The 13496-nt window shown below is 54.6% G+C and carries 7 protein-coding genes and 3 pseudogenes; 8 read left to right on the top strand and 2 right to left on the bottom strand.

Annotation, left to right across the window (positions count from 1 at the left end):
- Positions 1-116, bottom strand: a 116-nt coding sequence (locus tag CRP40_RS21070; protein ID WP_141400917.1) for a transposase, incomplete at its 3' end; no start/stop codon positions are given.
- Between the two features lie 69 nt (positions 117-185).
- Here CRP40_RS21070 and CRP40_RS21065 point away from each other — a divergent pair.
- Positions 186-674 (top strand): annotated as a pseudogene (locus CRP40_RS21065) (AAA family ATPase); the annotation flags it as partial.
- A 73-nt stretch (positions 675-747) separates the two neighbouring features.
- Here CRP40_RS21065 and CRP40_RS22270 read toward each other — a convergent pair.
- Positions 748-1496: pseudogene (locus tag CRP40_RS22270) on the bottom strand (NAD-dependent deacylase).
- A gap of 224 nt (positions 1497-1720) precedes the next feature.
- On the opposite strand from CRP40_RS22270, the gene CRP40_RS21055 reads away from it, so the two are divergent.
- The 7 genes and pseudogenes from CRP40_RS21055 to CRP40_RS21025 all read left to right on the top strand — a co-directional run bounded on the left by CRP40_RS21055 (position 1721) and on the right by CRP40_RS21025 (position 13466).
- Positions 1721-5644: a hypothetical protein gene (locus CRP40_RS21055; protein ID WP_027915644.1), complete on the top strand. Its 3924-nt coding sequence runs from the start codon at positions 1721-1723 to the stop codon at positions 5642-5644.
- Positions 5641-7725, top strand: coding sequence for a hypothetical protein (locus CRP40_RS21050; protein ID WP_027915645.1), 2085 nt, complete (start codon positions 5641-5643; stop codon positions 7723-7725). The genes CRP40_RS21055 and CRP40_RS21050 overlap by 4 nt, the downstream gene beginning before the upstream one ends.
- Before the next feature lie 517 nt (positions 7726-8242).
- Positions 8243-8983: a GIY-YIG nuclease family protein gene (locus CRP40_RS21045; protein ID WP_027915646.1), complete on the top strand. Its 741-nt coding sequence runs from the start codon at positions 8243-8245 to the stop codon at positions 8981-8983.
- Positions 8984-9165: 182 nt separating this feature from the next.
- Complete coding sequence (locus CRP40_RS21040) at positions 9166-9447, top strand: hypothetical protein (RefSeq protein ID WP_027915647.1); 282 nt, start codon at positions 9166-9168, stop codon at positions 9445-9447.
- A gap of 203 nt (positions 9448-9650) precedes the next feature.
- Positions 9651-9817, top strand: a pseudogene (locus tag CRP40_RS21035) (DUF4113 domain-containing protein); the annotation flags it as partial.
- Between the two features lie 146 nt (positions 9818-9963).
- Positions 9964-10575 (top strand): hypothetical protein, encoded by a 612-nt coding sequence (locus CRP40_RS21030; RefSeq protein WP_141400921.1) that lies wholly within the window; start codon positions 9964-9966, stop codon positions 10573-10575.
- Between the two features lie 8 nt (positions 10576-10583).
- The gene (locus CRP40_RS21025; protein WP_027915649.1) at positions 10584-13466 is read left to right on the top strand and encodes a CHAT domain-containing protein; all 2883 of its coding nucleotides are present in this window, start codon (positions 10584-10586) and stop codon (positions 13464-13466) included.
- Positions 13467-13496: the final 30 nt, after the last annotated feature.

Below are 13496 nucleotides of genomic sequence, written 5' to 3'. Positions count from 1 at the left end.
GACTCGACCAAGCCGAGCGAACGGGCCGCTTCGGCATGGCTGTAGCCTTGATCGAGCACCAGGCAGGCAGCTTCGCGCTTGAACTCAGGGGTAAAGGTACGGCGTTGCTTGGTCATCGGACACCTCTCTGTGGCGAGCATTCTCGCCTAAATGGGTGTCCGGGGTTAGTAGACCACTACACTCATCCCAAGGAGCGCTTCAAGCAGGTCTTCATCCTCACGCACAACCTCTTCTTCTTCCACGAGATGCTGAAGAACCTCAAGAGAGGTGATGACTTCTCGCTATTCCGGATCACCAAGGCAGAGTACACCGCCGTCATCCCGATGAAGGCTTCAGACGTGCAGAATGACTATCAGTCCTTCTGGCAGACCATCAGGGCCGCGCAGGAAGGGCGCACCTCTGCGTCAGTCATTCCCAACATGATGCGCAACATTCTTGAGTACTACTTCAACTTCGTGCACCGTCAGGAGGCACTCGCGGAGGCGCTACAAGCCCTGGCAGATGAAGATACAGCCTTCCGCGCGCTATACCGGTACGTGAACCGAGAGTCTCACTCCGATGCGATCAATCTCACTGACTTCGGCGAGATTGAGCCCGCTCACTACATTGAGCGGTTCAGGCAGGTTTTCGTGAGGACTGGGTTCGAGGAGCACTACCTCAAGATGATGGGCTGAAACCACGAGGATTTTTAGCATGCAGGCCAAAGCTTCGCTGAAACCGCTGCCCGTGCGTTGACCAATCAAAGTTTCAGAGGAAGGCGGCGCCGATCAACGTCCGCATGGCGGAAGCCAACGCTTGGAGGAAATGCTCCTGGTCACTGATTTCAAAACGCACAGGATTGATGTGCACGACTGACGCCCCCGTGCTCAAGGCCCTAAGCGGCAGCTCTGCTGCCGGGAATACGATGCCAGAGGTACCGATCGAAAAGAACAGGTCGCAATCCTGTGCCGCTTCAAGACCAGCACGCCACGCTGCTTCTGGAAGCATCTCGCCAAACCAAACGACGCCCGGCCTGATGTGCCCGTTGCATGAATGACACCGCGGTGGTTCGACGCAGCAGCCATCCTCGGACACTTGATCGCAGGCAAGTACCGCTTCGTGCGCAACGCCACAGTCGATACACCGAGGCGAATGAAGGCTGCCATGCAGGTGGATGACTCCCTGGCTCCCGGCCCGCTCATGTAGATCATCTGCGTTCTGCGTCACCACCGTCAGCTTTTGAACATGCTGAGCGAGCGTTGCAATAGCAAGGTGCGCGTCATTCGGCTGCGCCTGGAGAACCTTGCACCTGCGCCACTCGTACCATCCCAGGAGAGACTTGGATCGGCTCCATAGGCTTCGGCGGTCGCCAGCTGGGTAGGGTCGAACCGCTTCCACAAGCCTGTCAGTGCATCACGAAAGGTGGAAATACCGCTTTCTGCCGAAACGCCAGCACCGGTGAAAACAACGACGCGCTTGGCTTCTCGCAAACGCTGAGCGATAGCATTGATTGCCATGAATGGGTGCTCCGAAATTCGGTATCCCAGCTTACCAACGTGAATCACACAGGACGCTGCAGGATTATTGCTTTTGCCGCTGAGGTGCATTCTAGAGCGTGTCGTTGAAGACTCAATGTCACCAAGCGTAGCAACTGGCGCACTTGCAATTCATGCGCTTTGCCAGCACCCTCGGCTGTGATATGCATTAGATTGCCATCATCAAAAGGTCAGCGAGGTTAACCATGGACTGCAGGGACGGTCGCATCAGTTCAGCGCTCAGCCACGAAATCAACTCGCACCGGACTCGTTTGGCTCCGTTCTTCAACGGCAACGCCAAACCTAACCCGTCAGTTAGCTTTGCCAATGATGGGACTGGCTTTGGTAAGTCCTATAACGTCTTCGATCAGTTCGTCCAACACTCCGCTGTTCGTAACGAAGGCGGGGGCCACCGCAACCTCTTCTTCATCACCCCGCATAAAGCACAGATCGACGTCTCCAAGGTCACCCAGGAAAGGGCGGCAGCGCGGGGCGTCAGCATCTTGAGCTTCCTTGCCGAGCGGGACTTGTCTGACCTCAATTTCGTCGGTTGGGTATCCAAGGTACGCAATGAAGACCTTTACGGTCGCTGGATCAGGGCCCTGAGTACCGACTACTACCGAGATGCGGTCAGCGAACTGAGTAGCGCCATCAGCGGCCTAAAAGCAACTGAATCCGAACACCTGCGCTACCTGAAGTTGGGCGTGATGGATCATCTTCGGGACATTGAGCTGCGGCGTCGAATCGACGCGTCGAAGCAACGCCTGCTCTTTGCGTTGCAGGATCTGGCCAAAGCCGTGATCAGGGAGAAAGTTGGTTCTCAATTCGTGGCCACCGAAGACCGCTTCAGGGATGCTCGAACTGACCGAGAACGGGCGAAGGTCGAAGTGATTGATCATGTACTGCCGTTCGAGCGGGCCAAGGTGGGGCCAACCATCTTCATCGCTACCACTGCGCGATTCCTTAAGCGCGCATTCATCGTGTACATCGACAAGAAGAAAGAACCGAACATCAAGAAGCTGAGCTTCGACGCCATACTGGGAGCCAAGCGCTCGCCCACGAATGCTGAGGAAGACAGCATCGCGCCTATCGGCGCCGCCTGCAGCCTGTCCGATGACGAGCAAATCGCCTACCTCAAGGACGACTTCTTCATTTCCGACGAGGCAAATTTTTTCAAGGCCCACGGAATCACTTTCAACCTGGTCGTCGATGAGGAGCACGACAGTTACGACCGAATTTTCGAAGAGAGCAAGAAGAAGCTGGTCAGCGAGCGGGTGAAGCCGCCCCATGTCATTGCTGGCCTGCACCGCCTGATGGAGATGGTTTCGGAGCAATATGGCCCCGATAATGAGGAGCCCATCGCGTTCAACGAAACGGTTGAGCTCATGCAGGATCTTCGTCGGCATTACGAAGAGGACTGCCAAACCAGCGTCCCGCTGGATGCCATCCTGATGATGTGCTCGGGCAACGTGGGTCACATCACGATCAACAATCGCGATGTCGAACAAATCCTGGCGCTGTCTCGGAATATTTTCAGCCTCACCCCGAGGCGCTTCTACAACGAGGAGGCGCTCAAGCGAATTAGGATGCGGTCTGTGTGCGGTAAAAGTGAGATCCGTCTGTATTTCGATGATGGAACCCCCACTGACGATCCTGACCCCACGCTGCACGACTTCCTGCAGGTTATGCTGTGCGCCCTGTACGCCTGCTCCAAAGTGCCCCAGAAAAGCCCGCTGCGACAGCTGCTGGAGCTTGGTCAGGAGGCCAGCCAGAACGCGCCGCTACTGGAATTCATCAAAACCTCCCGGCAGCATCATGCATACGTGGCTTCGGTGTTTGACCGAGCCAGGGACGCTGAAATCTTCGTAGATGCCTTCTTCACTTTCTTCGCCCCGAAAATTGTCTTTTCGCTCATCAAAGTGGAAGAGATCCCCTTTGGTGGTAATGCGGTGAAGAATCGCGTCTTCGTTGATTTCCACCTTGACCTGATCCTTGAGCTTCCCGAGGTGAAGCTGCTTCGCATCCTGCATGGCACCCAGAACAGCGCCATGTGCCTCAGCGCAACGACAGGCTTCAAGAACTCTTACTCGGGCAATTTTTCGAGAAAGATGCTGGTTCGCTATGGTGAGGGCCAACGATCGAATCTAGATGTACGCGTCGTTGAGCGCTCTCTCACTGATGTAGATGCGATGGCAGACCTTCGGGCGGCCCGGGCCAAGGCCAGGACGATGGAAGTCAGGCCTTTCTACAAAACATCGGCTGACGACATCAGCGGGTTACGCAGTGATCCGGCCTTCAAAAGCGCTTTCAGCTTCTGGTCAAACTCCCTGATGCCGCCAGGCTTTCGTGACAACAAGTTCCGGATGTCTGCTTACCGCCGGCAGATCGAGGCGATGCTGATGGCCGCCTGGGATGGCAAAAACACCTTCGTGCTCTCGCTCAATAACCGCTTTGCCGATCTGTTCAAAAAGCTGTTCGCGCAGGGCATCGAGGGCCGCATTAAGGGGCTTTCGACGCAGTACCAAGACAAAATCTTCGAGCTGAAACCCTTCGTGGGTGGAACCAAGATACGGGTCATCCTGTTCAGCGCCCAGCTGGCCAGAGAGGTCAATATCGATGAATACCTGAAGGTGGATGCTGACACGCGGATATGCCTGATCTCGTCCTACGGCAGCGCTGGCACGGGTCTCAACCTTTTCGTTGAGCGCGCCGAGGATGGCTTCCACCACGACTTCGATCGCCTTGTGCTGGTTAACACGCCGTTCTATAGCTCCATCCGCGAAAAGGATACTGGCCTCAATACCGTCAAGAACCACATTCTGCTTCTCAAGCACATCGCGTCTGGGGGGTGCGAGGCGGTTCGGTTGTCGCAGTTCGACTCTAACCTGATGCAGCCCAAGAACCGCCGCATCCTGAATCAAGAGCATGATCTGGCGGTGCTCAAAGCCATCATCCAGGCGGTGGGGCGTGTCGAGCGACGTGATACCCACCTGCACAGCGAAATTTTCCTGCCCAGTGATGTGATCAATGATCTGGTGGTGCGCTACAGCCGACTGCGCCGTGAGGGCAATGATCTGCTCATCAACAGCCTTTCGCTGCTCAATCACAAGCTGATGCAGTTCTGCCTGTCTCAAGCAGAAAGTCGCTGTTTTGGTACCGAGGAAGAGCGCGAGCAGTTCACTGCCCAGGTGGCTGCCGACGCTGACGACATTGATAAGTTCTTCAACGGCGCTTTTCGCAGCAAGATCCTCCGAAGCGCACGCGAAGGTGACCGGGAAGCGATGGCGTTTAACGAGATGCTCAGATCTCCCGAGAGCATCACGGCACCAGAGAAGTACGTGCGCAGGCTTCTGGCCTCGCCACTCGTTAAAGCCTCCGGCTACTACCAGGAAATTATCAACTCCTTCTACTTGCCGCGGGCTGTGACGGATCGGGTCACCATCTGCACGACCGTAGAGAGCCACAACCACCTGAGTGACCTGCTGCATGGGCAGGCTGTGTATCAGCCTGGGAAGTGGCTTGTCCCAGACTACGTCCGCAACGATGGCGATGACCGGGAATCAGGTACTGGCATCATTAACATGGCCTGCAACATGGCCAGCGAAGGGATTGATGTCCACTTGCCCAATCCGGCGCTGATACCGCTACTGAAGGGGAACGTTGGTGAGTTCATTTTCGCCCGAGTGCTCGCGGCGCTAGAGATCACTCCCCTTGATCTCAACCAGCTCATTGAATGCCTGGGGCCCGCAGTGTATGAGAGCTATGACATCTTCGTTCGGGTGCAAGACACGCTCATCTGCATCGACGTCAAGCGTTGGTCGGGCAGCCTGGATAGCCACGAACTCTCGCTCAAAACGCTTCGCAGAGCAGAAGCCAAACGCAAGGATATGAGTGAGTTGTGCGCTGGCCTGAACCTCACGCCGCGCTTCCTGTACGTCAACACGCAACCGGACGACAACGATCTAAACGCTGAACGTGAGTTCACCCATGGAGAGTCGATCCACTTTCTGAATGCCTTCAAGATCATGACCCGTTACGTGCCAGTGACCGAGGCAGGCACCGCTCACCGGGTGGATGACCGTCTGATGATCAACCCCACATTGATACAGCTGCTAAGGAACGCGAAATGACGTCTATCAACCCTCTGGAAATGGGTGCTGCTGCCAAGGCGCGCACCAACATGCTGAAACTGCCCGGCGACCTCGACGACATCATTGACCGCTTAGCAGTCATTGATGAGGGTTACGGTCACATTCAGGCGGCTGTGGTTGAGGTCTCCAGGAAGTACGGTGAAGAGTCAGAGGTCTATTATCCGCGGGTGGATGCCACCATCAAGGACTTCATCCGTAAATCGCTGGGCGTCCCAGCGTCCACCAAGGTGCACTACAGCAAATTCAGTGGCAGGAAGGGAGTGTTCGGGTTCATCTATCTAAGCACGCATGCGCCGGCGCCTGGCCATGTCCGCCAAGTGATCAGCGAGCACTCACTTTATCCCTACTACGTGATCCAAGCACTGGTGGATCTGAAGCTCAAGCTCTCGTACCTCAATGACGTCCACCAGCGCTACGCTATAGAACCTGTCGAGTACAACGCGAGTTTGTACTTGGGACTTGTGTTCAGCCGTAAGGCCAGAAACGGTAATGAGGTGTTCGAGGCGCTGGAGTACGAGCTGTATTTCTCCAAGGAGCAGGAGCTCGTTCTCTCCCTCAAGCGTGCAGTCATGGAGTGCGCTTCGTCTATGGAGTCCGCGAGCAGGCCGGTTACCGATTCCGGCATGTTGATGTTCGATTGGAGTGGTAAACGTTACCAGCGTGTGCAGTCTCTCAACGCGACTACCAACAGCGATCGCAAGTACATGGCGTTTGCCACGAACCACCCCGAGGCAAAGGCACTCGACCTTTACCAGAACAGCATCAATTACCACCAAACTGACTGCCTGAACCGTATCGAGCGGCTGCTGAAGCACGCGGGCATTGAGTACAGTCCTCTGGTGTACCAAGCCACCCATCAGGTCAGGACTTTCCTGGAAGGATTGCCGACCATGTCAAATCCGCTTTGGCTGCTCGATACAGCAAAGGACATAGCGGACAGTGAAGCTTGGCTAAGCACTATCAACACCCTCGCGGAGAAATTCGGTGCATGCAAGGTACTGAGCGGTGATGGACTGCCATTGCCCACTGGGCTTGAAGTGGGCAACACGAACTACCTGGTCGTCAGCGAGAAGGTCAAAACCTCCGGTAAGAGCAAGAACGGTTCCAGCATTTCGAAATCCGAAGGGGAGGAGACGCAGGCCTACAACACCTTCTGGCAAGCACTCAACGATAGCCAGCGCAATCCAGGTGCGCAGTTCGATTACTACACGTCGGTGAAGCTGCATCGCTTCACGACATCCGTCGACACCATCTGCCAAGGCTTCGACGTCGACCTCAAAAAGAAGCCTTCTGTTTCGGCTATCGAGAAAAGCCTGCAGGAATTGGCACTGAAGGAATCGATCTTCCGAGACAAGGCCGTGACCATCAGTGGCGCAGCTTTGCCTGACCATGCGCTGCAGCTGGTGAGTTGCCGATGTGACCGAAAGGAGAACATCTACATCCAGGTGCTCGACGTGACTGTGAATGGCGAGACCATCAAGATTGAACGCTCGCGCCGGTTCCATGAGACCTGCGCGGGTGAGTTCAACTACGAATTCAAGCAGCTGAGCGCGGTGCTTAGAAAATCAGGTACCAAGGCGTTTGAAGCCCTCTGGGACGGCGCATTCCTGATCCGCGACAAGGAGACGAATACGTGGCTGAACGCTTACAACACCCCCCGGGTTCCCCGCATCATCGGCAACACCCTGTTCGATAACCAGGAGCGGCAGGACGAGGGTATCTCACCGTCCCGTCAGGTCAGTGCACAAGTGGCGTCTCTGCCTTACTACCTCACGCCAACAAAGCAGAACCAGCGGCACAGCGTGTTCATACAGGACAATGGCCTGGAGGGCGCGTGGTACTTTGTGGCGTCCAACAAAGCCACAAACGGAACCATCGCGAAGCAAAGCTTGGTGTACAACGTAGTGATTACCGACGAGGTCGGTACCCGCATTCCTGTCCTGAACCACCCACTGGGCGAGCTGTTCTTCTCCAGCTTCACCTATGACATCGTGAGGCTGCGAGAGGCGGCCAAGACCTCGATTTTCCAGAAGATCGTTGAGGTCTGCTTGCACAACTAGGCTCATCTTTTCTGAAGATGGGCGTTGCCGCCCTGATCATGGGAGGCTCTCCACCTTGCTGGGTTAGGGGGAGGGCGCTGATCGCATGTGTAAAGGCATCCCCGGGTAGTGGGTGAGCCGGGGATACCTAGGCAGCATGTGAGCCGAGGGTGGTGATAACGCTCAGGTGTCGTTATCGGGAAGCTCAAGCTGTTGCGATCCCGGCTGCAGGGCCATTCATGTCCTTCTAATCTACGTAGCTCACCAGCTCTTTGATATCCCACCCACTCGCAGAGGCCCAAGCCTAGGGCGCCTCCAGTTACTCCTCCGTATCCTAAAACACCTGGACGTCGTACATGCCCCCAAAGCGTCTCGATCACCCCGAGGGAGTACAGGTGTACTCCAGCGGTTGTTTCCACTTCTTCTTACGAGCAGAATTGCGCATCGCCTGATGTAAAGCCGCGCTCCCAGTACGGATGGTCGCGCTGGCGCTGACTTATCACATCGCAAGGAAACAGTCGGGCAAAACGGAGGCAACATGAGACGCGCTTTGAAAACCCACAAGCTCTATCGCCACTTCGACGCCACGGGTCGACTGCTGTACATCGGGATTACGAACAGTCCGCTTACCAGGTTGTCGCAACACTTGCGCACATCACATTGGTCAGACGATATCGCACGTACGGATATCGAATGCTACAGCTCTCAAGCGCTGGCGAAGGAGGCAGAGAAAGCTGCCATCGAGCTAGAGGCACCACCGTTTAACATCAATCATCAGCTACCAAATCGAACCTCAAACCGCGCAAAAAATGGCCGCATAGTCGTGGCGAGAGACCGCGCTTTTGATGTGCGTCATGTCAGTCAAAGCATTCGGGATGTCGCGGCGCTTCTTTCGAGAATCTCCATTGCCGCTCAGAATGTGAAAATCGAGGGCGACTTACCATCAAGCACGTTTCTCGGTATCAGTTTCACGCTACCCAACAACGTTTACGAAGAGGAGCAGGGTCTCCATGAGCTGTTTGACGCCTTGCCCATTCACCCGGCACCTTCATGCACTATTTTGCTAGTTACGGGAATTAAAGTTCTTGAGCGACGTGAAGATGCAACGGTCTGCCAAGCGTCTATGATCGCCCCTTGGTGGCTAACACGCCTGTGTGCTAGCTATCTCGGCAACCGTAATGACTTCGATGAGGCATACCCGACCGAGATCCTGCCTTCCATTTCTACCTACAACAGAGTCATTCAGTACCTTGGCAATCGCGCCGAACTCCATCCGTAGTCCAGGAAGGCACTGCTGAGGCGATCGTTGTCTGTGCTTAACGCTACAAGAAGGGCCGGGGCATCGGTGACCGGTGGTCAGTCATACCGCGGATCTGCTAAAAATGGAGCAGATGATTGACTACATGGGATTTAAGCACCGTGTTGCTCTGTAAAAACTGTGGCAAACCTACGGCACGCGTCGTGAGCAAAGGCGAGCTGTACAAACTCTCCAAGGGCTTGGCGCCATTGGCGGGACTGATGGCTGCAGCCGCTGCGAAGGCCGGGCCTGCAGTGCCAGGCGCACTGCTGCGACTCGTCAAAGCAGCCCCTAAAGATCCCAAAGCGCTGCTAATCGGTGCTGGAATTACGCTTGCAGTCACGGCAGCCACCCATGGTATCAAGTACTTGTTCGACCGTACGGCCAGTGATGACAAGAAGTACGAGTTCTGCCCCGAGTGCAGGCATCACCAGCCCATGTCCTGACACGAGGGTGTGATCCTCGAGCCCCCCCTTGGCCTGGCGGTCAATCCTCGTCCTGTTTTCAGACAGTCAGACAAGATCGCAGGGCTCTCATAAAGCTCTGAGTGTGTTAGTGATAGCTGGATCGGCTGCGGCTGTTAGAGAGGCGATCAATGGATCACGAAATCCCTGGTACATCGCACAGGACTGATGCTTCTACTGGCGTCGAGCGAAAGCTAATGATCGTACTCGATGCGGTAAACGGCAGGAGGGGAAGGGGACGTTGCACCTGGTCAGTGTACCTGTTGATCCGGAATGGGGCATGCGTCGGGAAATGATGAGCCAGAGCTTCACACCCCGGACTGATGAGCTATGGACGGTTGACTGGCAATAGGACTTCCGGGTACTGAGCCCCCAATGGCCGATCAAGCCCACGCGGTCGTAAAAATCTTGCTACAGAGCTCCTTTACCGACTTGTGCGAGAGCTATCTAGCTTGGAAACAGCATTCTAGACGTTTGGCAATGCTCTAATTAGCGAGTATGGTTCATCAAATTTTGTCTTGGAGCGATGCCTTGCGAAACCAATTTGTTGACCGCACTGAAGCAATCTCATTTCTGGCAGAGCACCTGGCTAGAGATGGAGTGGGCTCTTACGCAAATGCTCTAGCGCAAGCATTGGTTGATGAATGGCAGGTTGCTCCACCTGTGGAGGGCGGTGATAGCTCTCATCGGGCAGTCTTCAAGCCTACTCGTTGGGTGATCCGGAATGAAGACCTGCAGCTTTTGAGCAGCTTGTTCGGCCTCTTGAAAGACGTGTTCACCGATACTGCGATTTTTTCCGGGGGGCCATCTGAAACAGACCTGCTGAACTTGACGCTTTCCGTGGGCAAGGCACTCACCAAGCTGGCTCTGAATCTACATAAAAAGGGTGTGCAGCTCGGGGAGAAAGAGTTCTTCGTACTGATGCTGCTCCGTGAAGACTCAAACGGGAAGCAATTCGTCGCAATTGAAGCAGCGTTCCATGCACGTTTCGGAAGCGATCACTGCGTGCTGGAAGTGCTCGAGAAACTCGAAAAATGCCCCACGCGTGCCGGGGAAATCAATCTCGTTCGGGCAGGTGAAGGCGATCATTGGTTTGCGCAGGACGTGTGAATCCAGCTATGAAGGAAACCAAGTTCTTTCGCCTTTGCCTTGCGAGCTTTACCCGCAGTAGTGCGAAAAAAAGTCGGCAAGAGTTGATAGCGTACGCTCGTAAATTAGGTGCAGACGACAACGAGCGAGCGACAGAGCTGTTCATGAATGCCGAGGCCTGGCTGCGGTCTGATATAGCCAGTTCTGTCGCCTCGCTGACTTCAACACGGCAAGCCACGTTTATGGTCTGGCTCACAAAAATTCTTTACAGTAAACGACCTCTCCAGCGCGCCGACTTCCTGTACGAATGGGCAACGTATTGCTTAGGAAGGGTTGATAATCCCCACTACGCGAAACGAGCGTTGCAGCACGCGCTTTCTATACGCAGGCGCGAGTACCATGACTGGACTCGATTGGTAAATACCTTATCTCAGCTAGCGTTGGCGCTCGATGAAACAGGAAGACGCCGTCGTGCTACACAGGTGCTAGAGATTGCCTGCCGCCTATGCGACGGTCATCAGGTAGAGCCAGTCGCCAATGACACATGCTTGCGCCTCTCCGCAGCAGCCCATGCATGGCAAGGTGATTTGGATACAGCTCTGAAGCGCATGGATCAAGCTAGCGCCATAAACGCAACTGTCAATGGAGCCTCGCCACTACAGTCCGCCATCGCTTGGACGATCTCAATTTGCCGGTATGGGTTTCCACTGGAAGGCCCTCCCTACACGCTTCGGACAGCCTTTGTAATTGCATCCATGGACATGGCGGACAAACAGAGGCCCGCCGATCGGTGGTTCGAAGTTGATGGTCTAATGCACGCGCTTGACAGAACTCCGCACTCACTACTTGCCATCTTGTCCATACACACAACATTATGGCTTGCCAGTGAGGCAACCGAGTACATTCCGACTGCCGGCGATCTCGCAACTCTATTCAATAATTACGGCAATGCTCTTGCAGGGGCTAACTTAAGCGAGCGAGCACTCGCTGTTTTTGGGAGAGTGCTTCGATGTGCGGAAGAGAATACTGACCCTTCCCAGCAAGCTGATGCGAACTACCAATGCATTCATGCTTACAGCGGGTTCGGCTTTGTTCACTTCAATTTAGGTATGAGGGCGATTGCCCACGCCGAAAAACACGAGTCATTCCATCAAGCTGCGTACTGGTTCTCCAAAGCTGCGCAACAATGTAAGCAGGTGGGGTCAAGAGCGTGGTTCGAAGGCCGTGGCTGGGCATGTGCTGGGCTTGTACAGTCATACTTAGGGCATACTGAGCAAGCTTGGTTTTATTTCGCTTGGGCGTTACTAGCCGGATTTTCAAACTGGGGCCACACTAGCAATCTGGCGACGTTGGAAGGCTTTTTAAATCCTGACTCCTTCATTCGATTGAAGATGGTAGAGGGCTTTGAGCGACTTAACGCTCGCCATGCTGCTGTGCTGTTTGGCAAGGCAGCGGTTCACGCTGTATACAGGGAAGCTTATCCTAGCGAGACGCTTGAATCGATCGGGGCAGCTTTGTACTTAAGATCACGATCAGACGCCCATCGCAAACTCGCTCAAAGCCTTACCATTACCGGCAGATACAACGAAGCGGAGCAGGCATTCGCGTTGCTCAAAGATGACGCATGGGGCGTATATACGCGACGCGACAATGTCCCAGTCGAGATTGAAGCTGCCGTAGCCGTCAACCAAGCTGAAGCTGCTGGGTTGTACGAGTCGGGCATAATGTCGTTTTTGACCTCGATTCCAATGAACGAAAGCTTAAGCGATGCGACGATCGCACGTATGGGTGAATTGCTGGCTGGCCTTGATCACGCAATTGAAACGCAAATCAATCGCCGTAAGATGTTGCAGCGCCACGCTCAAGGCAATTTATCTCCAGACATGCTAGCTTCTGGGGATGCCCGAATCCGATACCTTGTGTCACCTACGTACATGACGATCACGGTAGAAGTAGGGGCCTCGATTTCAACCTGTCAAACCGACGATACGTTCGCAGGAATTTCTTTGATCTCCTTTGCGTTGCGTCAATCGCACTCTGCGAGCCAGCGCGACTTTTTAGAGCTTTCCTCTGCATTGTACCGTGCATTAATTAAGCCCGTGGCTGATGCGTTGGAAGGTGTTACTCACTTATGGATCGAGACAGACAGCCCACTGGATGGAGTTCCATTCGCGGCGTTGTTCGATGGTGAAAGATATCTTTTTGAGCGCTACTCAATCGCTTATTTCAATGCAGCCGGTAGCTTAATGCCTGCCAGTACAGCACATAGTTATTCATCTGTGACTGTTTTTGCCTGCTCTGAGTTAGCTGATGGCCGTTTGCCTGGGGCGGCTCTGGAGCGCGAATTCATCCAGGGTGCTCTGAAATCCAAAATACCCCCTGCGGCCTGCGAAGCTTATAGCCACAACGAATGTTCCATTGATCGTATGCTAGGTAAACTCGCGCTCGATGGACAGAGTAACTGCGCCATCCATCTTGCGACGCACGCTGTGTTCAATGCGACCAGTGACTCGCTGTCGATGCTAGCTCTTGCCGACGGCAATTTGAGCATTAACCGGCTGCGTAAAGCTACAGAGCGTAAACCGTCGGATTTGGGGCTGTTTGTACTGTCAGCCTGCGGAACAGCGCGTCAGGATTTGGACGTAGAGGGATTCTCCCTTACGCTGCTGCGTGGAGGTGTTCGGAGCGTGGTGTCCAGTCTCTGGGAAACTTTGGATGTCAGCGCGCCAACCTTCTTCAGGATATTTTACGAAACATGCCAAGCGTTTGAATCTCCACGTTCCATCGCTATCGCCTTACGTGAAGCTCAGATTAGTCTTAATGAATACTATCGCGACCAAGCGATCAATACAGGAATGAGCCAAGCGGCGCACTGGGCACCGTACGTTGTTATTACAGGCCGAATTGGTTGACGGATAGCCTGCTGGCGCTGACAAAGGTAC

The sequence above is a fragment of the Pseudomonas sp. URMO17WK12:I9 genome (assembly GCF_900230165.1).
In the GTDB taxonomy this organism is placed as follows: Bacteria; Pseudomonadota; Gammaproteobacteria; order Pseudomonadales; family Pseudomonadaceae; genus Aquipseudomonas; species Aquipseudomonas fulva.
The sequence above is the reverse complement of the archived record's forward strand: the minus strand, read 5'-3'. Positions and strand labels throughout refer to the sequence as shown.

Excerpts from the sequence above, each read along its gene's own strand:
- CRP40_RS21055 (WP_027915644.1), top strand. The coding sequence starts at position 1,721 with ATGGACTGCAGGGACGGTCGCATCAGTTCAGCGCTCAGCCACGAAATC.
- CRP40_RS21050 (WP_027915645.1), top strand. The coding sequence starts at position 5,641 with ATGACGTCTATCAACCCTCTGGAAATGGGTGCTGCTGCCAAGGCGCGC.
- CRP40_RS21045 (WP_027915646.1), top strand. The coding sequence starts at position 8,243 with ATGAGACGCGCTTTGAAAACCCACAAGCTCTATCGCCACTTCGACGCC.
- CRP40_RS21030 (WP_141400921.1), top strand. The coding sequence starts at position 9,964 with ATGGTTCATCAAATTTTGTCTTGGAGCGATGCCTTGCGAAACCAATTT.
- CRP40_RS21025 (WP_027915649.1), top strand. The coding sequence starts at position 10,584 with ATGAAGGAAACCAAGTTCTTTCGCCTTTGCCTTGCGAGCTTTACCCGC.